The following is a 24,595-nucleotide window of genomic DNA, read 5'->3' as shown; positions in this document are numbered from 1 at the left end:
GAGATCGACAGCACCCCCCCGTAAGTGTCCACCACAGCTTATTTACCAGTGGAGTTGGCGATGCGAGACAGATTCACCGTGGTTGGCCGGGCAACAGGCTGTCATCTCTTCGAGGGTGACGGGACCCGGCCGATCGATGAGGAGAACGTCCACGTCAAGTACAGGCCGGAGCGTGTGCGGTTCCCCGAGGAGATCGCCGCCTGGCGGCGGTCCATCGAGGCGGAGGAGGAGCGCAAGGAGGCCGGAGGGCTGCCGCACCGGTGGAACAACGCGCGGTTCGCGGTCGAGCGGGTCGTGGTCACCCGTACGCATCTGGCCGAGGAGCCCGTGGTGTCCCTCACCATGAGGGATGCCGACTACTTCGACTTCCTCACCACCTCGCTCAACCTCGACCGGCGGCAGAAGAACGGCTTCACCCTGCGCGAGCAGTATCTGGAGGGTGGCGACCCGGCCGACGCGCCCTCCTGGATGAACTGCAGCTTCGGCGTCAACGTGGCGCTGGAGACCGGCAAGGACGGCAAGATGCTGTTCTCCCGGCGCAGCGCCCAGGTTGCCGGTCCGAACAGCGCGCGGTGGAACTCCTCCGCCAACGAGGGCCTGGCCCGGCAGCACGACCTGCCTCGGGACGGCAGCCCAATCAGCCTGCACGCGGTGGCGCGCCGCGCCCTCTTCGAGGAGCTCGCCGTGCATGACGGGGACAAGACCCAGGTTGAACTGCTCGGGTTCGGGCTCGATCTGGTCAACCACCAGTGGGCGGCGTTCTTCCGCGCGGTGGTGCCCGAGCTCGACGAGCCGACGCTGCGTCTTCGCTGGACGCGAGGTGTCACCGACAAATGGGAGCACGACCGGTTCGAGTTCGTGGACGCGGACCCGGAGTCGGTGTTCGGCTTCATCGCGGACGAGCCGGAGGAGCGGTGGACGCCCTGCGCGCCGACCCTCTTTTATCTTGCCCTGGTACGCGGTGCCGTGGAGCGCGCCGGCGGTGACCCGGCCGGGCGGTTCGCTGTGGAGCAGGCCGAGCAGAAGGTCATGTCGGACCGCGATCTGTGAGCCGGGAGGCCGGGGCGAGACGTCTCAGGGGGGTTCCCGCCCACATCTCCCCCGGAGGAACGTGGCCGAGGACGAGCGACCCCATGCCGACGACGGACGATGACCCCACGGAGGCGTACTCCCTGACCTTCGTACCCGCACCGACGTAGGCGTTGTCCTCCACCACAGCATGCCGCCCGAGGAACACCTGGGCCGCGACGGTGCCGTAATCCCGGACCACGACGTCAGCCGCCATCATGGTGTGCGGCCGGACGATCACGTGATCGCCGATCGTCACGCCCGGCAGGACACACACCATCGGCATCAGCACCGTGCCGTGTCCCACGGTGCAACTGGGATCAACCACTGCTGTGCGGTGAACGATCGTCGGGTACCGGTGCGGCGGGAGTCCCAGTGCCTGAACGATCCTGCGGCGTGCGCCCTGATGGTCGACATGGCAGATCGAGATCACCAGATCCGCGCTCGGGCAGCGGCCGACGGCCTCCAGCCCGCCGAGGACCGGCAGGCCGTCGATCCGGGTGCCGTGGAGTTCCCTGTCCTCGTCGATGAAGCCCCGTACCCGCCACCGTCGTGTGCCCGCCTCGTCGGCGTCCTGGGCGCACATCGATGCGAGAGCACGGCCCATCCCGCCCGCCCCGATGATCAGCAGATCCTTCGGGGAGGGCGGCCCGGCGCGGTGACGTATGCGGAGGTCACGGTCCCGTCGTTGCCGTGCCAGCCTGACGCCGTGTGACATCCAGCTCCCCCTCGCGGCTGTCGTATTGGACGACTCTGCCCGCCGTACTTGTCGGGGTATGCGTAGGAGCTGACGCAACGGCGGCCTTTCGGCCATCGCGCCGTGGGTGGATCGGCTGATGGGGGGCGAGTCCGAACTGCCGGCCCTGACGGTGCTCAGCGGACCCGGCATGCCGGCTTCCAGGGGGCCAGTCGGCGGGTGTGATTGGACGGTTTCGCGGGCTCTTCCCGCTGCGATGTGTCGACTGCGTTGTCAGTGGGAGCGTGTCACGGGGCCCCAGAATCGGCGGCACTGTCGGCACAGAGGCCGATCGACCTCCGTCCGGACGGTGTCACGGCGCGATTCCCTCGGCGCCGTTGGCTGCCTTGATGAGGTCGGCGGCCTTCTCCGCGGCCATGATCGTGGGTGCGTTGGTGTTGCCGCGGGGCACCGCCGGGAACACCGAGGCGTCGACGACCCGCAGGCCCGGCACGTCGAGCACGCGCAGTTCGGGGTCGACCACCGTGCCAATGGCACAGGTCGACGTCGGATGGTACAAGGTCTGTCCGGACCGCTGCGCCCAGGCGAGGAGTTCCGTGTCGGAGTCCGAGGCCGGCAGGTCGTACGGTCCCGTGACGATGTCGGCAACCGCCTTCTGCGCCGCGATCTCCAGGGCGATCCGGATGCCGGCGACGATGGACTCCCGGTCCTCCGCCGTCGACAGGTAGTTGTGCACGATCCGGGGGGCGACGTCCGGGCGCGGTGAGCGCAGCGTGACCGCGCCGCGGCTGGTCGGGGCGAGTACGCACGGGCCGAAGGCGAAGCCGTGTTCGGAGGCCGCTCCGAGCCCATCCTGGTGGAAGAGCACGGGAGCGGCGTGGAACTGCAGGTCCGGGGCGTCCAGTTCCTCGCGGCTGCGGAAGAAGCCGCCGGCCTCGCCGATGTTGGAGGTCAGCGGGCCGCGTCCCTCGTTCTGCAGCAGCGCGGCGTTGTCCGGGCTCGCAGCGCTGATCAGCGACTCGAGGTCGGTGCGGAAGTTCAGCAGCGTCATGTAGTGGTCCTGCAGGCCCTGTCCGACCGGCAGATCGCGGACGACGTCGATGCCGAAGGCGGACAGGGTGGCCGCGGGCCCGATCCCGGAAAGCATCAGCAGCTTCGGGGACTCGTAGGCACCTGCGGACAGGATCACCTCGCGCGTTGCGCGCACGACTTCGACGGCACCGCCGCTGCCGCCCCGTTCCACCTCCACACCCGTCGCCCGGCCGCCCTCGATGACCACGCGGTGGGCGCGGGCCCAGGGGAGCACGGTGAGGTTCGGCCGTTCAAAGGCGGGGTGCAGGTAGGCGACGGCCGTGCTGCATCGCATGCCGCCGCGTTGTGTGAGCTGGTAGCGCCCGACGCCGAACTGCGTCTCGCCGTTGAAGTCGTCGTTCGTCTTGTGTCCCGCCTGCTCGGCGGCCTGCACGAAGGCGGAGGGGAGCGGATGGCCGGACCTGCCGTCGCTGACCGTCAGCGGCCCGCCCACGCCATGGAAGGCGTCCTCGCCGCGCTGGTTGTCCTCAGCACGCCGGAAGTACGGCAGCACGTCGTCGTACGACCAGCCGGTGGCCCCGGCCGCGGCCCAACTGTCGTAGTCATTGCGGTTGCCCCGGATGTAGATCATCGCGTTGATCGAGCTGCAGCCGCCGAACACCTTGCCCCGGGGCAGGTAGGTCCGCCGGCCTCCGATGCTCGGCTCCGGTTCGGAGTCGAGGTCCCAGTCGAGTCCGGACTTGAACAACTGCGGGAAGGCGGCCGGGATATGGATCTCTTGCGCCGTGTCGGGGCCGCCGGCCTCGATCAGGGCCACCCGTACCTCGGGATCCTCCGACAGTCGCGCCGCGAGCACGCAGCCCGCGGATCCGGCGCCGACGATGACGTAGTCGTACATGCTCATCCCGTCCCTTGAATGAAGAGTGCGTGGTCACGAACGAAGATGCGTGGACGCGCACCGGATGGCGCGCGATCCAGTCGTGCTGCTACGCCCGGGGAGCTCGGTGACGCCCCCGGTGCCGAGATGAGCGCGTCCGGTTCGAGGACGCGCGAGAGGCGGGCGAATCGTGAGGGACCGTGGTGATCCCCAGGTGGAGATAGCTCGAGCTCAGGTCCATGTACGGCACCCACTCCATGTATGGATCCTCAAGCACCGGTTCGAGGGTGGTGCAGCTTTTGGGCGTCCATGTGGTCGAGCTCCCGGCCCAGGTCCACTTTGAGGGTCCAGGAGAGATTCGTACAGACCGCCCTGAACACGAGACAGGGCACGCCGGAGAGCCCCATCGCCTTGTATGCCTTCGTTTTGGACACGTCCGTCGAACCTGTCCAGGCGATGGTTCGCATGAGGGTCATGAAGGCGATCGCGGCGCGCGCAACCTCGTGGACTCGCTGCCCTGAAAGAGCGTTTCGTCCTGGCTGGGGTGTTTGGTAACGGGCGCGAGCCAGGGGTGGACCCGTGCTGGCGTGTGAGGATCCGTCGGTGGAGTGCGATGTGTGTGGTCAGGCGATGTGGCCGCGGGTGAGTCGGCGGGTCATCAGGTCGATCACCTCGGGGCGGATCATCGCTCCGGAACGGTGCGGATGAGTTTCGTACTCGCCGGCAAGGCGGCGGTGGTTCATCAGCCAGCCGAAGGTCCGCTCGACCCACGGGGGGTCATTCAAGGTTCTTGCAAGGTCTGTACATGGTTGGGCGCACACGATGGCGCCACTGGATGGATGGCGGTCTCAACCCAACCGTCTGCGTGGAAGGTGCTGTGGCGCACCGATTCACGGTAGTGCGGACAGAAGGAGGAGTTCCCCTTGAGGACACGAAGTGTCAGGCGATGGATACCGCTGGCCTGCGTCGCGGCCGCGTCGGCAGTGGTCTTCGGCCCGGCGTCGACGGCGCACGCCGTCGGCTGGAGCTGTAGCCTTTCGAGCCACGTGTACAGTCCCAAGGATTCCGATGGCGAGGGTGCCTCGGCCATGCTGTACGAGGTAGGCAATTCAACTCGCAACGCCATCGCAAGCTTCAACCCCTACGGTGAGGTTCTCGCGGTCGAGGACCAGCGCCAGGACGGCCTCCTCGCAACTGCACAGGTGCTCGTCTATGACAAATCGGGCACGCGTGTAGACGTCGACAACCTGTCTACGGGCGAGTCGTACGAAACCTTCAACCTCGGTACTCCGGACGGCAGTGGCGACATCCCGGAGGGATACACGGTCAAGCTCAACATCTCCATCGGCAACCAGTCTTGCGGTACCGCGGTAGGCCGTGCCTGAACCAGGTGCCGACGGGTCGCTGGCTGCACGGCGAGGATGAGCAACTGCTGCTGGGCGGCCCGGTGCCGGCACCGGGCCACCCCCGGCGGGAACGGTCATGACCACGGTGGTCGCGGCGGACGCGTTCGGCGCCCACCTGCGCTTCCAGGCCAGGGATGTGCAAGGCGTCCGGCGAGCCCTCGCGGTCGGCCGCGTGAGCGTCGTGGTGATGGGCTTCACCACCCAGGCGGGCCGCAGCACGGAGCTGACGTCCGTGACGTGGACACGACGCGCTCATCACCGAGAGTCAGCCCGTAAATCCACAGATCGCAACGAGCGACCGCAGGTGACCGGATTCTGAGCGAAGTACGCCGGCATTGGCACCCCCTCGGAATCACCGACGTGCACGCTGTCCTCGGCGGGTACGGCTTCGTCCGGTCCCGGCGGGCCGGCGTCGAGCTCCCTGTACGGAACACCTAGCGGTCCTGGGAGAGTTCCAGGAGCTCCGCGAAGGTCCCGCCTGCGTTGACGAGGTCGTCATAGTGGCCCTGTTCGGTGATGCGGCCGTGTTCCATGACCACGATGTGGTCGGCCACCTTGGTGTTTTCGAGCCGGTGGGTGACAACGATCGTGATGCGGTCGCCGGCGATGGCCTTGATCTCCTCGAAGATCTGGTGTTCCCCGCGCGGGTCCATCTGTGAGGTCGGCTCGTCCAGGATCAGCAGCGCCGGGCGGCGGTACAGGGCCCTGGAGCAGGCCAGCCTCTGCCACTGGCCTCCGGACAGTTCCGCGCCTCCGAAGATCTCGCGGGCGAGGAGGGTGTCCAGGCCGGCCGACAGGTCGTCAATGGCCTCTCGCATGCCGACCGCGTCGACGGCTTCCCACACGGGCCCGTCGTCGAGAGTGCGGGGCTGGCCGAGGGTGACGTTCTCGCGGACGCGCAACGGCCACTGCGCGAAGATCTGCGGGACCAGGCCGGTGGCGTTCCAGACGGTGGCCGGGTCGACCTCGGCCAGGTCCGAGCCGTTCCAGCTGACACGGCCCTTGTCGGCCAGGTAGATGCCTGTGATCAGACGCGTCAGGGTCGACTTCCCGGAGCCGTTGACTCCGACGATCGCGAGAATCTGCCCCCGCCTCAAGGTCAGGGAGACGCCGTCGACGGCCGGCTGCTCCTTGCCGGGGTACTGGTAGACGACCTCCTCGAGGCGGATCTCCTCCACGGGCGGGCTGATCGTCACGTTGCCGCGCCTGGGCGCCCTCGCGCCGGCATCGTCGAGGAATGTCTGCATGTCAGTGAGGTAGAGACTGGTGTGGAAGACGGCGGCGCCGTTGATGACGACCTGGGACAGGGCCGCGAGCGTCGTCTGGACCGCGACGACCGCGGTCGCGGCGATGGCGAGCTCGATCCGGCCGGTCACGGCCAGCCAGGCGAGTGCGGCCCACGTCGCGACGAGGAATACGCCGCCGGCCAGTGAGGAGAGCAGGGCGATGCGGAGGGTCCGCGGGGCAGCGGAAAGAGTTCGCCGGTCGCACCGTTCGGACAGGGAGCGGTACCAGAACAGGAGGTAGTCCGTCATGCCGTTGGCCCGGACCTCGTCGCCGTACTTGGGGGTGGTCGACCACCAGCGCATCATGCCGCGCACGTTGCGGTCGGCGACGTTCGCGTAGTGGATTTCGTAGTCGACGCGGGCGCTGAGGACGGCGCCGACCCCGGCCGGCAGGACGGCGAGCAGCAGCAGCGGCAGCATAAGGACGTTGAGTACGGACAGGACGCTTCCGGCACTGATCATGCGGATCAGGGCCGACATGAAGCGTTGGGCGTCGGTGACCATCACATGGGTGCGGAGCACTCCCATCTCAGCGGCTTCCTGCCGGTCCGCGAACCCGTCCACCGCGTACGCCGACGCCTCGACCCGGCAGACCGCCTCGACCAGGGCGACGTCCGTCCGGGTAGTGAGCTTGGGGGTGATCCGCCGTTCGGCATAGGTGGCCACGGCAACCGCACCGCGGGCGAACGCGGCGGCAACGGCCACGACCACGAGCGCCGGCAGCGCCGTGCGCAGTCGTTCGCTCACGGCACCGGTGCCGAGGATCGGTTCCATCGCCCGGGCGGTCGCGGCCAGCAGGATCGCCGCGGCCACGCCTGTCACCACCTGGCAGGCCACCAGCAGTTGAACCGCCCGGCGGTCGATGCCCCAGGACATCCGGGCGATCCGTCGCAGTACTGCGGGAATCCGGGCGCCCATCTTCCGCAAGGACGCTTTGCCGAGCGGGTTCACCGAGTACTGGCCGCTGTACGTGATCTCGGCCGGTGGCGGTGGGGGAGGGGCGGCGTTCTGTCTGCTGTGAGTGTCGGCCGAGGTCAACTGGTCCCCCTGGATGTCGGTTGGTCGATCGGGTGCTGTCGCGGGGTCAACGACAGGGGGCGGAATTTCGAACACACGTGTTTCAGACGCGACGAAATCCGTATGACTGCGGGAGATGCGGAGCATGGCCGATGCACCGACCCGTGCCGTGCCCGGGGTGTCCTCCCGGGGCGGGTGGCCGAAACGCCGAGTCTCCACGCGGCGTCAGCCAGTGCCGGGCGGTTCTTCTTCCGGGGCGCCCGGCGCCTCGGGCCTGCCGCCGTCCGCCGGTGCGGCGCGGCGGAGTGTGCGGATCGCCCGGGTCGCGAACAGCGCCACGCAGCCCGCCAGGCAGACGCCCGCCGACACCAGCAGCAGCCGCCCCGGGGAGGCCAGCGCGGTGGCCGGCCCCGCCAGTATCTGGCCGAGCGCGATCCCGGACACCGAGCCGGCCTGCTCGTACGCGGTGACCCGGTTGAGCACCGCGGGCGGGGTGTGGGTCTGCACGCTGGTCGCCCACATCACCGACCAGAACGCCATGGCGCCGCCGCCGAGCACATGGCCCGCCAGCAGTACCGGCAGGCCGGCGTCCAGCGCCACGCAGAGCGGCAGCACGGTGTACAGCGCCATCGCCGCCGCGCCTGCGGCCAGCGGCCGGGCCGGGCGCAGCCGCAGTGCCAGCAGGCCGCCCACCACGGTTCCGACGCCGAGGAAGGAGACCGCCAGGCCGTAGGCGTTCGGCCCGAGCCGGGCGCCGACCAGTGTCGAGCTGAGTGGAACCAGCGGGCCGAAGACCAGCACGCCGTAGACCACCCAGATCAGGATCACGGCCCACATCCAGGTACGTGCGCGGAACTCCTGCCAGCCCTGGCGCAGGTCGCGAAGGAGTGAACTGCCGGTGCGGGCAGAGGAGTCGGCGCCGACCGGGGTGTCCGTGGGCACGCCGGCCGGGGCGAGCCGGATGAGGGCCAGGCACAGAGCGCTGAGCAGGAAGGTGCCGGCATCGATCGCGTACACGGTCCCGGCGCTGGTCAGGGCGATCAGCGTGCCCGCCAAGGCCGGGCCGAGCAGATGGGCGAGCGCGTCGGCCACCTTGAGCGTGGCATTGGCCCGTTGCGGCTCGCGGGCGACCAGCGGGACCATCCCGTTCACTCCCGGCAGGAACATCGCGACGGCCGCACCGGCCAGCGCCGCCATGGTCACCAGCAGCCAGAACGGCGGCGTGCCGGCGAAGAACGCGGCAGCCAGCACTCCCTGGGTGAGCACCCGGACGAGGTCCGCGCCGACCATCATCCGGCGCGCGCCGAACCGGTCGGCCAGCACCCCGCCGAACAGGACCAGGAGGACGAACGTCCCGGTCCAGGTGCCGAGGACGAGGCCGACGCCGGAAACCCCGTACAGCGCCCCGACGGCGAGCGCGGTGGCCACGGGCATCATCGCGTCGCCGAACAGCGAGACCGTGCGGGCGGTGAAGTAGAGCGTGAAGCGCCGGTCCCACAACGGGGGAGGGGCGGCCGACGGGTCGGTCCGGGCGGTCCGGTTGTGCGTCTGCGAGGTGGTCACCGTACAGATGCTGGACTAGACCAATCCGTTCATCCCAGTGTCTCGAACGACGTGATGGGGTACTTTCGCGCCATGACGCTTCGTCCGCCACCGAAGTCCCCGGCTCCGCACCGGGTGGTGGCCCTGTTGCACCCCCCGCAGTCGACCTTCCCGCTGGCCTGCGCGGCAGAGGTGTTCGCCGACCACGGCCCGGCGATCCCCGCCCGCTACGCGTTCGAGATCTGCACGCAACACCCCGGTCCGGTGCGTACCCAGCTCGGCCACGACCTGATGGTCACGGCGGGCCTGGAGGCGGTGGAACACGCGGACACCGTGCTGATCCCCGGCTGGCAGCAGGCGCCCGGCACCGAAGTGCCGTCGTCGGTGGTCGAGGTGGTCCGCAGGGCCCACCGGCGCGGCGCGCGGATCGTCGGCATCTGCTCGGGTGCCTTCGTGCTCGCCGCCGCCGGGCTGCTGGACGGCCGACGGGCCGCCACCCACTGGGCCCGCGCCGCCGAGTTGGCCTCCCTGTTCCCGCGGGTCCGGGTCGATCCCGCGGTGCTCTACGTGGACCACGGCGACGTAGCCACCAGCGCCGGATCGGCGGCCGGCGTGGACCTCTGCCTCCACCTGGTGAGCGCCGACCACGGCGCCGCGTACGCGATGCGGATCGCCCGGCAGATGGTGATGCCGCCGCACCGCGAGGGCTGTCAGCTGCAGTACACCGAACTGCCCACCTCAGGACCGGTCACCGATTCGCTGGCCCCGCTGCTGGAGTGGCTGTCCGAACGGCTGGACCAGCCGGTCACCGTCGCCGAGATGGCGCTCCGGTCCCAAGTCTCGGCCCGCACGCTGACCCGGCGCTTCACCGAACAGCTGGGCATCAGTCCCGGACGCTGGCTGCTCGCCCGGCGGATCGCCGCCACCCGCGCGCTGCTGGAGGAGACCGACCTGCCGGTGGAGACCATCGCCCGCCGGGTCGGCCTCTCCTCGGCGGTCAACCTGCGCCGGCGCTTCCACGAGGCCCTGCGCACCACCCCCGCCGCCTACCGGCGCGCCTTCCGTGCGGACATCAGCAACAGCTAAGGCACGGGCTGGCGCGCCACGCGGTAGCGCAGGTAGACGAATCGAGAGCTGAAGGTGCGGGTCTCGACGAGTTCGAGATCCACCCGGCGCTCCTGCTGGGGAAAGAAGGAAATGCCACCGCCTACCAGCACCGGGTAGACCACGGCCCGGTACTCGTCGATCAGACCCGACGCGGCCGCCTCGGCCGCGAGTGTCGCGCCGCCGATCGCGATCTCGCCCTCCCCCGGCTCGGCCCGCAACCGCTCGAGCTCCTCCGCCAGGCCCCCGGAGACCAGGCGGGTGTTGCCCTGCACCGCCGAAAGCGTGGTGGAGAACACCACCTTCGGGAGCCGCTTCCAGAGCGCGGCCCACTCGAGCATCGCGTCGTCGAGCGATGGATCCTGGTCGGCGGTCTCCCAGTACAGCATCGTCTCGTACAGCCGTCGCCCCAACAGGTGGACGCCGACCTGGCGGAGTTCGTCCGTCCAGAAGCGGAAGACCTCCTCGTCGGGCGCCGTCCATTCGAAGCTGCCGTCCGGCCCGACGATGTAGCCGTCCAGTGAGACGTTCATCGAATAGGTCACGCTGCGCATCAGCAGTCCTCCTCGGTAACGGGTTCGACAGTACGACCGCCGGCCACCGGGGACTCATCACGGCTCGCGGGTTCCTGTCCGATCTCCCCGCCGCACCGGCAGGCATTCGAGAGCACCGTTGGGTCGACGTCGGCGCCGCCCGGCCCGGGACGAACGGCGGCGCGGCGGCGACGGGTTGCCGTGGTGTCTTCAAGCGAGGTCGAGGTCGGCGTGCAGCAGGTGGTGGTCCGAGTGCGGGGTGGGATGCACACCGTGCTCGAGCGAGGTGATGCCTCGCAGGAAGACGTAGTCGAACTTGCGCTGCCAGTCGGTGGTGGCCTCGCAGGCGCCGGCGGACGAGGGAAGACACTCCGGGTCCGTATCTGCGGCGAGTGCCTGCATCCCGGTGATTTCGGGCGCGTCCGGCACGGCGTTGAAGTCGCCGAGAACGATCGCGCGGTCGTGCCGGGCCACTTGGGCGGCGATCACGCCGGTCTGGTCTGCCCGGACTGCTTCTTGACGGCGTTCGGCGAGGTGCGTGTTGAAGACCCGGACCGGCTTGCCGCCCACCATGGTGGTGACCGCCATGTACCCGCGGTCCTCGGATCCCCCATCGGGATATTCCACGCTGACGCGGTCCGTCATCGGTGCCGCCGAGAGGACCGCCTGGCCGTAGGCCCCCGGGCTCCACGGCACTCCGCCGCAGCGGCCCCAGTTCTGGAGGACCGAGCCGTACTCGACGTGGTAGACCAGCCCGTGACGGCGCCTCAGATGGACCCGGATCCTCTCGACGTCACGCACGCACGCTTCTTGCAGGCCGATGACCTGGGGCGCGTACGTGGCGATCTCCGCTGCCCGGTCGACGTTGCTCGTGTCGCAGGGGTTGCAGATGTTCCACGTCATGACCCGGTTCGGTACGACGTCCTTGACTGCTTCGACGGACAGTGGCCCGGCGAAGAGTGCGCCGCTCGGTGCACTGGGGCCGATGAGCACCGCGCAGGCCACGATCACGGCGCCCGCGAGCAACCGCGTGCCCCTTCCGAGCACCCTTGCCTCCTCGCAGTGGACAACAGGGCGACTGACGTCTCCACGCAAAGGTTATGGGACGGGCGTTGTCGGCAGCGCATGCGGTGTCCCGCATGTCCTGCGCTCGGACGAAGCAGCCGCCTCGACCAGGCCGGCCGGTCCTGTGCCGCGGCCCGTGCACACGGGGTCGCCGCGCCTTCCGCGCGGCGCGACACGGCCGAATGCGCCGCTCAGAGTCCGCGGCACACCACGCTCATCCCCTTGACGGTCGGCGACCGCGCTCGGATACTGGCGGCCAAATCGATTTGGCCAAATCGATTTGGCTCTCCGTCCAGGGCCGGATCGCGGCTGATAACCGACGTGCCGAAACGCCCGAACGGAGCCCGAACGTGACCAGTGCCCGCCAGACCCTGCCCGGTGCGGAACAACCAGCTCCCCCCCCCCCCCCCCCCCCCCCCGTCGACGAATCCCGCCCCCTCGGCCGGATCCTGCTCTTCGGGATCCAGCACGTCCTCGTCATGGCCGCCACGCCCATTTCGGCGATCTTCCTGATGAGCGCGACCCTCCGCCTCGACCCCGGCCTGACCGTCAACCTGCTCTCCGCGGCCTTCGTCCTCTCCGGCGTCGGATCCCTGATCCAGTCGCTCGGGCCGTGGAAGTTCGGGCCCCGGCTGCCGTTCGTGATGCTGCCCGGGGGAGCGCCGCTCATCCTCTTCCTCGCCATAGCCGAGCAGCACGGCCTGCCCACAGCCACCGGTGCCGTCATCCTTACGGCCGCCTTCTACTTCGTCGTGCTGCCGGTCTTCTCCCGGCTGCTCGCCTTCTTCCCGGCGCTCGTCATCGGCACGATGATCGTCATCGTCGGCGTCAACCTGGTGAAGGTCGGCGCCGTCCTCGTCACCGGCCGCCCCGGCGAGCCCGGCTTCGCCGATCCCGCGAACCTCGCTCTCGGCATGGCCACCATCGGGTTCACCGTCGCCTTCTATCTGCTCTCCAGCGGCATCCTGCGCCAGCTCGCCGTGATGCTCGGACTCCTCGCCGGCACCGGCCTCGCCGCGGTCCTCGGCAGCGTCGACCTCGGCCGCGCCGCCGACGGCGGCCTGCTCACCCTGCCGCAGCTGATGCCCTTCGGCTCACCCCAGTTCAACCTGGTCGCCGCGCTGCCGCTGATGCTCTACAGCCTCGCCTCCATGGCGGAGGCCACCGGCCAGACCGTCATCAACGCCGAAGCCGTCGGCAAGGACATCGACAAGCGCGCCGATGTCCCCAAGACCGTCCGCGGCGACGCGCTCACCTCCCTCTTCGGCGGGTTCTTCGGCCTGCCGCTGATGGTCACCAGCGGCGAGAACATCGGGATCGTCCGGGTCACCGGCGTACGCAGCCGTTTCGTGACCGCCGCCGCCGGCGTCGTCCTCATCGCCATCGGCTTCCTCGCACCCGTGACCCGCGCGATCAGCGTCATCCCGTCCGCCGTCGTCGGCGGCACCGCCATGGTGGTCTTCGCCGTGATCACCGTGCTGGGCGTCCAGATGCTCGGCCGCTCCGACCTCGACCGGCACACCAGCACCTTCGTCTGCGCCGTCGCCCTCGCCCTCGGCCTGCTGCCGATCCTCGTCCCCGGCGTGTACGGAGGCTTCCCGCCGAACGTCCGCATCCTCCTCGAAAGCGGCGTGGCCGTCGGCGCGTTCGTCGCCGCCGTCCTCAACATCCTCTTCCACCACGTCAGGCCGGGCATCGCCGCCCGCCTGTCCACCGCCCGCACGGAAAGCGACCGATGAACCAGCTCACCTCCGACCTCCTCGACGGCCCGGGCCCGCTCCTCCTCGTACCGGACGCCGTCCTCCTGCCCGAGGGCCCCGCCGACGGCCACGCGGTCGTCGTCGCCGACGGCTCCTTCGGCGCCGTGGGGCCCGCCGGGGAACTGGCGCGCAGGCACCCGCACCTCGACCCCGTACGCCTGCCCGGACACCTGCTGATGCCCGGCTTCGTCGACGCACACCACCACCTCACGCAGAGCTTCGGATCCGCGCTCGCCTTCGGGGAACCGTCCGAGATCTTCCGCAGGGTCTGGGTGCCCTTGGAGGGCGCGCTGGACGATGAAGCCGCCTACGTGGCGGCCAAGCTGGCGGCGTTCGAAGCCCTCCGCGGCGGTTTCACCACCGTCGCCGACGCCGGAACCCGCGCGGACGTCGACATCGAGGTGGTCGCGTCCGCCGCACGGGACGCCGGGATCCGCTGCGTGCTGGGACTCGTCTGCAACGACGCCGACGACGAGAACCCGTCCGTCCCCGACCGCGCCGAGAAGCACCTCGTCCGCTACGACGGCGACCCGCTGATCCATCCCTCACTCGCCGTCTCCATCCCCGAGGCGGCCACGGAGGAGACCCTGCGGCACACCGCCCGCCTCGCCGCAGAGGCGGGGGCCGTCGTCCAGATCCACGTCAACGAGCACCTGGCCGGTGTCGAGCGCTCCCTCGTACGCCATGGACTGCGCCCCCTCGAACACCTCCACAGCATCGGCGCCCTCGGCCCCCAACTGCTCGCCGCCCACGCCACCCTCCTCACCCCGCGCGAGCTCACCCTGCTCGCCGACACCGGGACGGCGGTGAGCTACAACCCCGTCGCCAGCGCCTGGAAGGGCAACGCCGTCGCACCCGCCACCACCATGGCCGAACGCGGCATCCGCTTCGGGCTCGGTACCGACGGCACCCGGGGCGACGGGTTCCGGCTCACCGAGGCAGCCGAGTTCGCCCAGCGGCTCGCGTACGGGCTGGTCACCGGCGACTCGTCGTGCGGGGCCGGCTGGACGTGGCTGGAGCACGCCACGCGCGGCGGCGCCGACGCCGTCGGCCTCGGAACACGGACCGGCACGGTCGCCGAGGGCCTGGCCGCCGACTTCCTCCTCGTCGACGTCACCAACCCGGAGCTCGCGCTCTCCTGGGACCTGCCGTGGGAGCTCGTACGGCGCGGCAACCGCGACCAGATCACCGCCGTGTTCGTCGAGGGACGCATACGTCTGTGGCGCGATGCGCCCGTCGGCTGGGACGGTCCGGCCCTGGTGCGTCAGGCGGCGGAAACGGCCCGCGCCGCCGTGGGCAGGGCCGCCATCACCCGCGTGCACCCCACCTCCACGGCGGCACGGGAACGGAGCACCGCACGGTGACCACCGAGACTCTGGCCGTGCTCGCCGTCACCGTGACGGCCGCCGCGTTCGTCCAGGGCAGCAGCGGACTCGGATTCGCCCTGATCGTCGCCCCGGTGGCCGGCCTCCTCGATCCCGGCCTCCTCCCGGTGTTCGTCCTCGCGGCGATGATCCCGCTCAACGTGTACGTCGCCTGGCGCGAACGGGCCTCGCTCGACCTGCGCGGCGCGGGCTGGATCACCGCCGCGAGGCTCGCCGCCACGCCCGGCGGTCTGGCGTTGCTCTGGCTGATCCCCGACCGCAGTCTGGGCCTGTTCGTTGGCATCGCCACCGTGCTGGCGGCCGTGGTGAGCCTTGCCGCGCCCGCGTTCACGCCCGGACGGGCCGCCTACGTGGGCGCGGGCGCGGTGACCGGCCTGACGGAGACGGCGACGGGGGTCGGCGGTCCGCCGCTGGCGCTGGTCTACCAGCACCGGCCGCCCGGCGAGCTGCGTTCCACCGTCGCCGCCTGCTTCCTGGTCGGTGAAATCGCCTCGCTGCTCCTGCTGTTCGCGACGGGGGAGGGGGACCCGGCGGACCTCGGGTGGGCCCTCGCCCTGGTGCCCGCGATCGCGGCGGGGGCGTGGCTGAGCCGCCTGGTGCACCACCGGCTCGACGCGCGGCGGACGCGGCTGTTCGTGCTCGTCTTCGCCCTGCTCTCCGGGCTGGTCCTCATGCTGGGGTTCTGACCGTACGAAGCCCTGGCGCTCCGACCGCCCCAACGGCCCGCGCAGGACCGCCCATTGCCCCGCGCGCGGGCCCGGCCCGGCGGCGGGCTCACCGCCCGGCCGTGCCCCGCAGCGACGAGGCACGGGCGATCACCCGCGGCTCGGGCGCCGTCGCCACCGCCGGGGCGGCGGCGTCGCCGCGCAACCTCCCGAGCAGCAGCTCCACCGCGTCGGCCGCCGCCCGGTCCAGGCGCAGGTCGACGGCGGTCAACGGCGGCTCGCACGTGCGGGCACGCAGACCGTCGTACCGGGTGACGACCATGACGTCGTCCGGGACGGTGCGCCCACTGTCCCGGACCGCCCGGACCGCGCCCACCGCGAAGGCGTCCACCAGCGCGCATACGGCGTCGATGCCGGGGTGCTCGGCCAGCAGGGCCGCGCACCGCTCGTAGCCGGCCTGCTCGCCGCCCGACTCCGGAGCGGTCGCCACGATCGGCGCCCACCCGTGCTCCTTCGCCACCCGCTCGAAGGCGGCGCGGGCGTCGACCGACGAATGCCGCGAGCCGGAGCCGATGATCAGGGCCGGCTGCCGTGCCCCCTGCTCGCGCAGATGGGCCAGCAGCAGCTCGGCGACGAGCCCGCCGCGCAGATCGACGTACGGCGCGTCCTCGTCCGGCGAGACCGGCCGGCCGAGCGTCACGTACGGCAACCCGCGCTCCTTCAACTGGGCCGCCGCCGCGTCGTCCACGTCGGGCTCGACGACGATGGCCCCGTCGATGTCGACGGAGTACAGCGCGGACCGGGACTGCACGGGCGGCACGAGCACCAGGGCGTAGTCGTGCAGCAGGGCGCTCTCGGCGGCAGCGGCGGCGACCTCCATGTAGAACCCGAGCCGGGACGGCCCTCCGGCCACCGCGAACGGCATGGACGAGGCGAGCGCGATGGCCCTGGCCTGCCCGCGCCGCAGCCGCTGCGCCCGCAGGTTGGGTCGGTAACCGAGCTCGGCGGCAACCTGCTTGATGCGTTCGCGGGTCCGGGGATCGACCTTGCCGAGCCCGTTGAGGGCATGCGAGACCGTCGTGCGCGACACCCCGGCGACCCGCGCGACATCGGCGATCGTCGGCGGCTTCGTGCCGGAACCGGAAGTGGGCATCTGCGCGGACGCTCCTCGCGTGCTGAGGACCAGTGACACCCCCATCTTCGCCGAACGCCGGGCCGGCCGGCCGTACCGGGCCCCTGAGAACGGCCGCCCCGGCGGGACCTCTGCGCCAAGGGGTCGACCTGGTCGGTGCGGTTCCGCGCCCTGTTCCCGTGGTCCGGGAGGCGGATGGCGCCCGCTGTCGGCCCTCGCGGGCGCCCGCACCGGTCGGTCCTGTGATCGCCACGCCACCGTGAACGGTCGTGCTGTTCCGCACCACCATGGCGCGGGCGTCCTCGGACCTGGTGCCCTTGTCGTCGAAACGGGCTGTGCGGAAGGCGAACCCGGCCGTCACGGTCTCTTCGCCGCTGAGACCGTTGCTCGTCTGCGACACCTCCGCCTGCTTACGCTGGAACCACAGCGTCTCGTGGCAAGCGCAGGAGGCACTTCATGGCGCGCGGCTGGCGCTTTCACCTGGACCAGGACGGGCACTCCGTCACGGTTCAGCTCCGGCGCGCACGTGGCGAGGTCGAAGTGCTGGTGGACGGCAAGGTGGTGGCGTACCGGAGGACACTCGGCAAGGACACCACGGCGCTCACGGCCGAACTGCCCGGCGATCCGCCGCGTCCGTTCCGCATCCTGCTCGCCCCGGTGGAAGGCGCCGACGGAGCGCCGCTCTGCGCGATGGAAAGTGCCGGCATGCGCTACCTCATGCCGCTGGTGCCGCTCCGCGGGTCCGACCGCCCGCAGTGGCGGGACCCGTCGCCCGCCCCCTTCCTGAGGCGGCTCGGCGGAAGACTGCTGCGCCGCCGCTAGTGCCTTGATCCGGAGTGGGCGAGCCGAGCGCCGGGGCCGCCCCAGCCGTGCTGCTCCGCGGCTCGCCCGGCCGGGCCATGCCCTGCCGGGCGGGCCGCGGGCCTGCCGTTGACCGTCCTCGCCGTGCCCGACGGCATGTCAGGCAGCACAGTGCCGCCCGGCTCGTGTGACGCGCACCGTCCGGGGCCGGTCCGCGGCGCCGCCGCTTTTCGGTCACCGCTCGCCCGGGTACCGACCGGGCCGGTAAATCATTTCGAGCAGGAAGGCGGCGATCACCAGCCAGGCGCCGATGCCGATGAGCCATACGGCCCGGGCGAGAAAGCCACCGATGATCAGGGCCGTCGCGGTCAAGGTCAGAGCGAGAACGGCCCATCAGATGCGGCGATCGGTCACGGACACTCTCTCCGGGGACTCCGCTGAACCCCCTGGCCGTGGGACGCCACCGGAGGGTCTGCTGTCTTCGGCCGGGTGTGCGAACGAGGCATGACGCAACGGTAGGGGCGGCACCACGCACACGGTGGCGCTACGACGTCAGGGCCGCGTATGAGAGTGCGGCGTTCGCGTAAAGATCGCGTTTGGATGGCTATCGTCGTCCGGTGCGAGCGATCGAACTGTGTTCCGGCACCGGTGCGGAGCTGCCGTGGTGAGTCGGCGATGGCCGCGTCTGCGGCATCCCGCACAGGTCGTCGTGGCCGGGTTCGCGTTCGCGGCCGGTGTCGGCACTGCGCTGCTCATGCTCCCGGTGGCCAAAAGAGGGCCCGGCGGCGCGAGTCTGCTCGAAGCGCTGTTCACATCGGTTTCCGCCGTGTGCGTGACCGGGCTGAGCGTGGTCGACACCCCGGTTCACTGGACCGGTTTCGGGCAGGTCGTGATCCTGTGCCTGATCCAGCTCGGCGGCCTGGGCATCATGACGTTCGCCTCCCTGCTGGTGGTGCTCGTCTCCCACCGGCTCGGGCTGAGGGCCCGTCTGACCGCGGCGGCCGAGACCAAGACACTGGGCCTGGGAGAGGTCAGGTCGGTCGTCCTCGGCGTGGTCAAGGTCAGTCTGCTGCTGGAGGCGGTCACGGCCTTGGTGCTGGTGCTGCGCTTCGCCACCGGCTACGACAATTCGTGGCCGCGGGCCCTGTGGCTGGGCGTCTTCCATGCCGTCTCCGCGTTCAACAACGCGGGCTTCGCCCTCTACTCGGACAGCCTGATGGGGTTCGTGACCGACCCGTGGATCTGCCTGCCGATCGCCTGCGCGGTCATCGCCGGCGGTCTGGGGTTCCCCGTGCTGTTCGAGCTCCGGCGCCGCTGGCGCAGGCCGATGTCGTGGTCGCTGCACACCAAGATCGTGATGTGGGCGAGCGCGGTCTTCCTGGTCGGCGGCAGCGCGTTCATCACCGGGATCGAATGGACCAACCCGGCGACCCTCGGACCGCTCGACGTTCCCGGCAAGCTCCTGGCCGGCTTCTTCCAGGGCGTGATGCCCCGTTCCGCAGGCTTCAGCAGCGTCGACACCGCGCAGATGAATCCGGCGAGCTGGCTCGGTGTGGACGTCCTGATGTTCGTCGGCGGCGCCAGCGCCGGCACCGCGGGCGGCATCAAGGTCACCACCTTCGCCGTGCTGTTCTTCGTCCTGTACGCCGAAGTACGCGGTGAGAGCGCGGTCAACATCTTCCACCGGCGTCTGCACGGCGACACCCAGCGCCAAGCGCTGACGGTGGTGCTGCTGTCGGTGGCCGCCGTCGTCGGATCCACGGTGATGTTCATGGTCTTCACCGACATCAACCTCGACCAGTCACTGTTCGAGGTCATCTCCGCCTTCGCCACCGTCGGCCTGTCCACCGGTATCACAGCGGATCTGCCCTCCGCCGAACAGGTCCTGCTGATCGTGCTGATGTTCATCGGCCGTCTCGGACCCATCACGGTGGCCTCCGCGCTCGCCCTGCGCCGGCGCGTCCGCCTGTACGACCTGCCCGAGGAGCGACCCGTCATTGGCTAGGAACCGCAGCCACCTCACCCGCCGCATCGCCCAGAACGACTCCGTCGTGGTCATCGGTCTGGGCCGCTTCGGGCGCGCCCTGGCGCTCGAGCTCGTCGACGAGGACGCCGAGGTCCTCGGCATCGACGAGGACGCCGAAGTCGTCCAGCAGCTGTCCGGGTCCCTCACCCATGTCGTTCGGGCGGACTCCACCAAGGAGGACGTACTGAGGCAACTGGCCGTCCACGAGTTCAACCGCGCCGTCGTGGCCATCGGCACCGACCTTGAGGCCAGCATCCTGACCGCCTCGCTGCTTGTCTCCTTCGGCATCCAGGATGTGTGGGCCAAGGCGATCAGCGAGGCCCACGGCCGCATCCTCACCCAGCTCGGCGTGCACCACGTCGTCTACCCCGAGCACGACATGGGACAGCGCGTCGCGCACCTGGTGCGTGGCCGCATGCTCGACTACATCGAGTTCGAGGACGACTTCGCCATGGCCAAGACCAATCCGCCCGCGGACGTCATCGGCAAGCGCCTTGCCGACAGCGCCATCCGCACTCGCTTCGGACTGACCGTCGTCGCCATCAAACGCCCGGGCGAAGGCTTCACCTACGCCACGGCTGACACCGTCGTCCGTGCCGACGACACCATCATCGTCGCGGGCCGCACCCGGGACACCGAACGCTTCAGCGAACTGCAGTAACCGCCCCGGGCCGGCCTGTTCCTCGGCGCGGTGCCTGGGGGCGGCGTCGCTCCACGCCGGACCTCGTCGCCACCGTCGCGGTCTCGACGGCGGGTCTCCGCCGTTTGCGAACCGTCCTCCGCGCCGGAGCGGCGTGAACCGTGACCCCTTCGTTCCGCTTCCGGAAGGACTGAACCCATGACGGCGCCGAAGGCCCCCTCCCCGCAGCCCGCGGAGTCCGACGAGGCAGAACGGCTGCGGGATCTCCTGCGTACGCCGGCGTACCGCAAGGTCCTGGCCTTCAGCGCGCTGATCGGCATCCCGATCTCGCTGGCGGCGTTCTGGTTCCTCGTCGCCCTGCACGAGCTGGAGCATGTGATGTGGGCGAAGCTGCCGGAGGCATGGGGTTGGGACGTCCCCCCGGCCTGGTGGCCGCTGCCCCTGCTCGCCGTCGCCGGAGTCGTCGTGGGGCTGGTCGTGACCCGTCTGCCCGGCGCCGGCGGTCACGTTCCCGCGTACGGCCTGCACGCCGGAGGCGCCTCGGCAGCCGCACTTCCCGGGGTGCTCATCGCCGCGACCGCGAGCCTGCCGCTCGGTGCTGCCCTCGGCCCGGAGGCGCCACTGATCGCAGTCGGCGGTGGGCTGGCCCTGCTCTTCCGGCATCTCGTCCGCGCCCCCGCCACCCCGGAGAGCACCGCACTGCTGGGTGCGGCCGGCGCGGCGGCGGCCATCGCCGCGATCTTCGGCAATCCGCTCATCGGCGCGGTGCTGTTGATCGAAGTGGCGGGTGTGGGCGGACCCCAACTGTTCATCATCCTTCTGCCCGCGCTGCTCTCGAGTGGCGTCGGAGGGATCGTGTTCACGGGCTTCGGACGCTGGACGGGGCTGGACACCGCCAGTCTCACCGTCCACTTCCCGACATCGCCCCCGCGTCTGGACACCGGGGACGTGGTGTGGTCGATGGTGCTGGCGGTAGGCATCGGTGTGCTGGTCCACCTGGTGATCGCCGGGGGGCGCCTGACAGCCGCCTTCGTGGCGGGTGCACCCTTCGTCCGGACGGTGGTCTGCGCCATCGCCGCCGGCGGCTGCGCGGCCCTCTATACGGTCGCCACGGGCCGCACGCCGGTGGAGGTCGCCTCGTCCGGCCAGGCCACACTGGCCGCGTTGGCTGCCGATCCGCATTCCTGGAGTGTCGGCGCGCTGCTGGCCGTGCTGGTGTTCAAATCCGCCGCGTACGCCCTGTGCCTGGGCAGCCTGCGCGGTGGCCTGGTGTTCCCGGTCCTTTTCCTGGGAGCGGCGGCAGGTGTGCTGCTCGCTCCGCTCCCTGGGCTCGGAGTGATCCCCGGTGTCGCCGCCGGGATGGCAGCGGCATCGGCGGCCGCGCTGCGGCTTCCGGTCTGCAGCGTGGCCCTGGTCGTCCTCGTACTCGGGAACTCGGAGACGATCCCGGTGGTGATCCTGGCGGCCGTGACGGCCTTCGTCACCACGGAACTGCTGCCGCAGGGCCCGGCGGTCACGCCGCTGCCCCCGCGCGAGAAGGCTGCGCGCGGCGGCAGCGTGAGGTCCTGATCGAAGGCGGGGGAGCCTCGCCCCGTGACACCGGAGCCCGCCGGCCTGATTTCCGGTGGACCGCACCGGGCCAGGTGACGGTCCTCCTTCACAGGGGCTCCGTCCAGCCGTTCCGCACAGCGTGGGCGCCGAGCTGCATCCGGGTCCGGACTCCGGCCATGTCCATGAGATGACGCAGGCGCCGGTGCAGCGTGCGCGGTGACAGACCGAGTTGGGTCGCGGCCGTCAGGTCCGTGAGACCGGCAAGGAGCAGCGCGAGGATCCTGCGGTCGAGCTCGGTCGGGCCCTGCGGACCGAACTCGACGTCGAGCGGGGACTCGGCTGCGGAGCCCGACAACTCGAGCGGGTGGGCCGTTCGCCAAACCGTCTCGAACAGTGCGTCCAGCGCGTCCAGCAGGCCGCTGCGGGTGCAGCAGCACGGCGCCCGGCTCTCCGGCCGGCGTGACCGCGAGCGGGACAAGGCCCAAGTCGGCGTCGGCCAGCACCAGTTTCATCGGGAGGTGGTCGGCGACGCGCAGTTGCACGCCGTTGCGCTGGGAATCGATCGCGTCCTGGACGATGCCCGGCTCTGCCAGCACGGCGCGGTCCAGCACAGCTCGGAAGAGCACTCCGCGGCCGAGGGCCATGGGCTCGGCCGTGTTCTCGTCGGGAGGCAGGGCGACGAACGGTGCGGTGATGAAGGAGCGGACCTGTGTCCGGGCCGCCTGCTGCACCTGGAGGAATCGATGACGGATGGCGTCGACGCCCGTGACGACCTCGATCAGGTCGGTGATGCTGCGGCCGGTCATCGCGGCCCGGTGTGACGGCCGCGGCCGACGCCGCGTCAGTGCAGGACCTTCTCCTTGGCCTTCTGGAACTCCGACTCGGTGATGTCACCCTTTGCCTTGAGCTCGGACAGCCTGGCCAGCTCGTCCGTGCTGCTGCGGGCTCCGGCAGTCTCGCGGATGTAGGCGTCGACCGCGGCCTTCTGCTCCCGGGTGTGCCGCAGCTCCCGCTCGCCCATGCCCCTGCCCCGCGAGATCACATAGACCAGCGCGCCGAGGAAGGGCACAACCAGCACGAAGATCAACCAGGCCGCTTTCAGCCACCCGTTCATCCTGTCGTCGCGGAAGACGTCGACGATGATGCGGAACAGCAGCAGCAGCCACATCACCCACAGAAAGATCCACATCACGGTCCAGAACGCGCCGAGCACCGGGTAGTCGTACGCCAGGAACAGATGGCTGTCCATCGTCACTCCTTGTGGCCCTCCACGGTGCCTGCCGGAGTGCGGCACCGGTCGTGACCCCAGCTTCGGCACGCGCACCGGCGATGCCATCACCCGCGACGGGTGATTCACGGCCCCCGCCTCGGCCATCAGGGACTGCGTACCGTTACCGCCTGCGACGCCCCGTAGTTCGGCACCCTTCTGAAACGCCTCGTCGAGCCGGCTCGCGTCGCCGGAGGGCCGGGACGCTCCGGGGTGAACACCGGGCCACGTGCTGGGGTCACAGGTGGTCGCCGCATCGCTCACCCCTTGCGGGTGAAGCGCCTTCGCGCACCGCGAATCATGATGACTGGACGTGAGCCGGCATCGGCTCGCGCGGTGGATCTCGGACAGGTCCACCGTCAGGAAGGCGATCCGGCGCTGACTCCCGGTCGCCGCCACGCCGGGCAGTGTGCTCAGCACAGATCACCGGCGAGAACCGAATCGAGGCACCATGACCACCACTCTTCAGCGGGACACCCACCGGTCGGCAGCGATGGCGAGCGGGCTGATGGTGTTCGCCGGCGTCCTGCTTCTGATCGCCGGAATCCTCGATGTCCTGCGCGGCATCATGGCCATCGCCGAGGACGAGGTCTTCGTCAACACCCAGAACTACGTCTTCGAGTTCGACCTCACCACGTGGGGCTGGCTGCACCTGATCATCGGTGCACTGGCGATCATCGTCAGCATCGGCCTGTTCAAGGCCGCCGTCTGGGCGCGTGTCCTCGGCGTGGCGCTGGCGGGCCTGCTCATCATCGCCAACTTCCTGTCGCTGCCGTACTACCCGATCTGGTCGATCGTGGCCATCGCCATGTACACCTTCGTCATCTGGGGCCTGTGCACGGCCCGCAAGGACGACTTCGCCCCGACAGGGGGCACCGGCGGCCGCAGCGCTCACCACATGTGACTCCGGTCCGCGGTGAGCAGCCGACGAGGAGCGAGAAGACGTCGATGCCGGGCGGGACCCGCGCGAAAGCGCTGGAGGCGATGCTCAGTCAGTCGCCGAACGGTCCGTGCCCGGTCCGGCGTCGGCAAGGCGCCCGGGGGGCCGGTACTGGGCCTGCATGTGGCCGAGATGCGCCGCCTGCCGAGCCGATCCCGGCCCGGCTCGGTCCGTCCGGCGGCCGAGAAACGCCACAACTGCCCTGCCGCACCTTCCCCGGCGGTACTTGGCCTGTGGCGCAATCACCCTCTGCGGGTGAGGCCGTCACGGGCGCCCGGGGCGAACCTCTGAGAGAGCAAGGGAGCCCGTTGCCCGACGTGCCGTGGCACGCGTCCCGACCCCCTCGGCGGCAGGCAACGTGCCGCAAGGGGACGCCGGCGACGGAGCCACCTGATGGAGAGGGATCTCATGGCTCGGAGCAGAACAGACGACCAGCAGTCGCATACACCGTTCCATTCCCGCCCTGGCGTCCGCCGCCTCGCACCGTTCGTTCTGATCACCGCGGTCGCGCTGGTATTCATCTTCGAGAACCGCGAGAGCGTCAAGATCCGCCTGCTCGTCCCCGAGGTGACCATGCCGCTGTGGGGCGCCCTGTTGATTGCCTGGGCCCTCGGCATTCTGGGTGCTGTGATCATCCTGCGCCGACGCACGGACCGGCACCCACCACGACAGCGGTGACGGCGAGGTGCGGAGGCCTTCCCCTTGACGGGCCGGGGCACGGGCCGGTGCGGCGCGGAACGGGGGGGGGGGGGGGCCCCCCCCCCCCCAGCCCCGGGGCGGGCCGACGGGGTGGGCCCCCCC

General features: G+C 70.4%; 24 protein-coding genes and 1 pseudogene. 14 read left to right on the top strand and 11 right to left on the bottom strand.

Annotation, left to right across the window (positions count from 1 at the left end; all coding sequences use genetic code 11):
* Positions 1 to 60 precede the first annotated feature (60 nt).
* Entirely contained in the window at positions 61 to 1,050 is a 990-nt protein-coding gene (locus ACWGH4_RS03815) for a translation initiation factor 2 (protein ID WP_453455186.1), read from the top strand.
* Here ACWGH4_RS03815 and ACWGH4_RS03810 read toward each other — a convergent pair.
* The 3 genes and pseudogenes from ACWGH4_RS03810 to ACWGH4_RS03800 form a co-directional block, all read right to left on the bottom strand.
* Positions 1,028 to 1,786 carry an acetyltransferase gene (locus ACWGH4_RS03810; protein ID WP_453455183.1) on the bottom strand — a complete coding sequence of 253 codons (759 nt, stop codon included), beginning with the start codon at positions 1,784 to 1,786 and terminating at the stop codon, positions 1,028 to 1,030. The two genes, ACWGH4_RS03815 and ACWGH4_RS03810, sit on opposite strands and share 23 nt — an antisense overlap.
* 331 nt (positions 1,787 to 2,117) lie before the next feature.
* A complete protein-coding gene (locus ACWGH4_RS03805) occupies positions 2,118 to 3,701 on the bottom strand; it encodes a GMC family oxidoreductase (protein ID WP_453455180.1) in 1,584 nt (527 codons plus the stop codon).
* A gap of 596 nt (positions 3,702 to 4,297) precedes the next feature.
* Positions 4,298 to 4,441: pseudogene (locus tag ACWGH4_RS03800) on the bottom strand (IS5 family transposase); the annotation flags it as partial.
* 279 nt (positions 4,442 to 4,720) lie between these two features.
* On the opposite strand from ACWGH4_RS03800, the gene ACWGH4_RS03795 reads away from it, so the two are divergent.
* Together ACWGH4_RS03795 and ACWGH4_RS03790 are read left to right on the top strand one after the other, a co-directional pair.
* On the top strand, positions 4,721 to 5,059 hold the full coding sequence (locus ACWGH4_RS03795) for a hypothetical protein (RefSeq protein ID WP_453455177.1): 339 nt from the start codon (positions 4,721 to 4,723) through the stop codon (positions 5,057 to 5,059).
* A 97-nt stretch (positions 5,060 to 5,156) separates the two neighbouring features.
* Positions 5,157 to 5,399, top strand: a complete 243-nt coding sequence (locus ACWGH4_RS03790; RefSeq protein ID WP_453455173.1) for a hypothetical protein — start codon at positions 5,157 to 5,159, stop codon at positions 5,397 to 5,399.
* Positions 5,400 to 5,514: 115 nt separating this feature from the next.
* Here the strand turns inward: ACWGH4_RS03790 and ACWGH4_RS03785 are convergent, their stop codons facing one another.
* Positions 5,515 to 7,404: an ATP-binding cassette domain-containing protein gene (locus ACWGH4_RS03785; protein ID WP_453455170.1), complete on the bottom strand. Its 1,890-nt coding sequence runs from the start codon at positions 7,402 to 7,404 to the stop codon at positions 5,515 to 5,517.
* A 204-nt stretch (positions 7,405 to 7,608) separates the two neighbouring features.
* Positions 7,609 to 8,946, bottom strand: a complete 1,338-nt coding sequence (locus ACWGH4_RS03780) for an MFS transporter (protein ID WP_453455167.1) — start codon at positions 8,944 to 8,946, stop codon at positions 7,609 to 7,611.
* A 72-nt stretch (positions 8,947 to 9,018) separates the two neighbouring features.
* Here ACWGH4_RS03780 and ACWGH4_RS03775 point away from each other — a divergent pair, with 72 nt between their 5' ends.
* On the top strand, positions 9,019 to 10,011 hold the full coding sequence (locus ACWGH4_RS03775; RefSeq protein WP_453455164.1) for a GlxA family transcriptional regulator: 993 nt from the start codon (positions 9,019 to 9,021) through the stop codon (positions 10,009 to 10,011).
* Here the strand turns inward: ACWGH4_RS03775 and ACWGH4_RS03770 are convergent.
* Both ACWGH4_RS03770 and ACWGH4_RS03765 read right to left on the bottom strand, forming a co-directional pair.
* The gene (locus ACWGH4_RS03770; RefSeq protein ID WP_453455161.1) at positions 10,008 to 10,583 is read right to left on the bottom strand and encodes a dihydrofolate reductase family protein; all 576 of its coding nucleotides are present in this window, start codon (positions 10,581 to 10,583) and stop codon (positions 10,008 to 10,010) included. The genes ACWGH4_RS03775 and ACWGH4_RS03770 overlap by 4 nt on opposite strands.
* Positions 10,584 to 10,772: 189 nt before the next feature.
* Entirely contained in the window at positions 10,773 to 11,609 is an 837-nt protein-coding gene (locus ACWGH4_RS03765) for an endonuclease/exonuclease/phosphatase family protein (RefSeq protein WP_453455158.1), read from the bottom strand.
* Positions 11,610 to 11,998: 389 nt separating this feature from the next.
* On the opposite strand from ACWGH4_RS03765, the gene ACWGH4_RS03760 reads away from it, so the two are divergent.
* The 3 genes from ACWGH4_RS03760 to ACWGH4_RS03750 are packed head-to-tail and all read left to right on the top strand — an operon-like array spanning position 11,999 to position 15,458.
* The gene (locus ACWGH4_RS03760) at positions 11,999 to 13,366 is read left to right on the top strand and encodes a uracil-xanthine permease family protein (protein WP_453455213.1); all 1,368 of its coding nucleotides are present in this window, start codon (positions 11,999 to 12,001) and stop codon (positions 13,364 to 13,366) included.
* Positions 13,363 to 14,751, top strand: coding sequence for an amidohydrolase family protein (locus ACWGH4_RS03755; protein WP_453455155.1), 1,389 nt, complete (start codon positions 13,363 to 13,365; stop codon positions 14,749 to 14,751). Before ACWGH4_RS03760 ends, ACWGH4_RS03755 begins: the two co-directional genes overlap by 4 nt.
* Entirely contained in the window at positions 14,748 to 15,458 is a 711-nt protein-coding gene (locus ACWGH4_RS03750) for a TSUP family transporter (protein ID WP_453455152.1), read from the top strand. The genes ACWGH4_RS03755 and ACWGH4_RS03750 overlap by 4 nt, the downstream gene beginning before the upstream one ends.
* An 88-nt stretch (positions 15,459 to 15,546) precedes the next feature.
* On the opposite strand, the gene ACWGH4_RS03745 is transcribed toward ACWGH4_RS03750, so the two are convergent.
* The gene (locus ACWGH4_RS03745; protein WP_453455149.1) at positions 15,547 to 16,590 is read right to left on the bottom strand and encodes a LacI family DNA-binding transcriptional regulator; all 1,044 of its coding nucleotides are present in this window, start codon (positions 16,588 to 16,590) and stop codon (positions 15,547 to 15,549) included.
* 435 nt (positions 16,591 to 17,025) lie between these two features.
* On the opposite strand from ACWGH4_RS03745, the gene ACWGH4_RS03740 reads away from it, so the two are divergent.
* Positions 17,026 to 17,391, top strand: a complete 366-nt coding sequence (locus ACWGH4_RS03740; RefSeq protein ID WP_453455146.1) for a hypothetical protein — start codon at positions 17,026 to 17,028, stop codon at positions 17,389 to 17,391.
* 213 nt (positions 17,392 to 17,604) lie between these two features.
* Here ACWGH4_RS03740 and ACWGH4_RS03735 read toward each other — a convergent pair whose 3' ends face one another.
* Positions 17,605 to 17,742, bottom strand: coding sequence for a hypothetical protein (locus tag ACWGH4_RS03735; protein ID WP_453455143.1), 138 nt, complete (start codon positions 17,740 to 17,742; stop codon positions 17,605 to 17,607).
* A 289-nt stretch (positions 17,743 to 18,031) separates the two neighbouring features.
* On the opposite strand from ACWGH4_RS03735, the gene ACWGH4_RS03730 reads away from it, so the two are divergent.
* The 3 genes from ACWGH4_RS03730 to ACWGH4_RS03720 all read left to right on the top strand — a co-directional run bounded on the left by ACWGH4_RS03730 (position 18,032) and on the right by ACWGH4_RS03720 (position 21,605).
* Positions 18,032 to 19,375: a TrkH family potassium uptake protein gene (locus ACWGH4_RS03730; protein ID WP_453455140.1), complete on the top strand. Its 1,344-nt coding sequence runs from the start codon at positions 18,032 to 18,034 to the stop codon at positions 19,373 to 19,375.
* A complete protein-coding gene (locus tag ACWGH4_RS03725; RefSeq protein WP_453455136.1) occupies positions 19,368 to 20,057 on the top strand; it encodes a potassium channel family protein in 690 nt (229 codons plus the stop codon). Before ACWGH4_RS03730 ends, ACWGH4_RS03725 begins: the two co-directional genes overlap by 8 nt.
* A gap of 177 nt (positions 20,058 to 20,234) precedes the next feature.
* Positions 20,235 to 21,605: a chloride channel protein gene (locus tag ACWGH4_RS03720; protein ID WP_453455133.1), complete on the top strand. Its 1,371-nt coding sequence runs from the start codon at positions 20,235 to 20,237 to the stop codon at positions 21,603 to 21,605.
* Between the two features lie 88 nt (positions 21,606 to 21,693).
* On the opposite strand, the gene ACWGH4_RS03715 is transcribed toward ACWGH4_RS03720, so the two are convergent.
* Complete coding sequence (locus ACWGH4_RS03715; RefSeq protein ID WP_453455130.1) at positions 21,694 to 21,942, bottom strand: winged helix-turn-helix transcriptional regulator; 249 nt, start codon at positions 21,940 to 21,942, stop codon at positions 21,694 to 21,696.
* Between the two features lie 70 nt (positions 21,943 to 22,012).
* On the opposite strand from ACWGH4_RS03715, the gene ACWGH4_RS03710 reads away from it, so the two are divergent.
* Positions 22,013 to 22,408 (top strand): hypothetical protein, encoded by a 396-nt coding sequence (locus tag ACWGH4_RS03710; RefSeq protein ID WP_453455127.1) that lies wholly within the window; start codon positions 22,013 to 22,015, stop codon positions 22,406 to 22,408.
* A gap of 20 nt (positions 22,409 to 22,428) precedes the next feature.
* Here ACWGH4_RS03710 and ACWGH4_RS03705 read toward each other — a convergent pair whose 3' ends face one another.
* Positions 22,429 to 22,836 (bottom strand): SHOCT domain-containing protein, encoded by a 408-nt coding sequence (locus tag ACWGH4_RS03705; protein WP_453455125.1) that lies wholly within the window; start codon positions 22,834 to 22,836, stop codon positions 22,429 to 22,431.
* Positions 22,837 to 23,305: 469 nt separating this feature from the next.
* Here ACWGH4_RS03705 and ACWGH4_RS03700 point away from each other — a divergent pair, with 469 nt between their 5' ends.
* Both ACWGH4_RS03700 and ACWGH4_RS03695 read left to right on the top strand, forming a co-directional pair.
* Positions 23,306 to 23,758, top strand: a complete 453-nt coding sequence (locus ACWGH4_RS03700) for a DUF7144 family membrane protein (protein ID WP_453455122.1) — start codon at positions 23,306 to 23,308, stop codon at positions 23,756 to 23,758.
* 429 nt (positions 23,759 to 24,187) lie between these two features.
* Entirely contained in the window at positions 24,188 to 24,472 is a 285-nt protein-coding gene (locus ACWGH4_RS03695) for a hypothetical protein (RefSeq protein ID WP_453455119.1), read from the top strand.
* Positions 24,473 to 24,595 lie beyond the last annotated feature (123 nt).

It is taken from the genome of Streptomyces sp. NPDC054847 (assembly GCF_053610925.1).
This window is presented reverse-complemented; position numbering and strand designations above follow the sequence as displayed.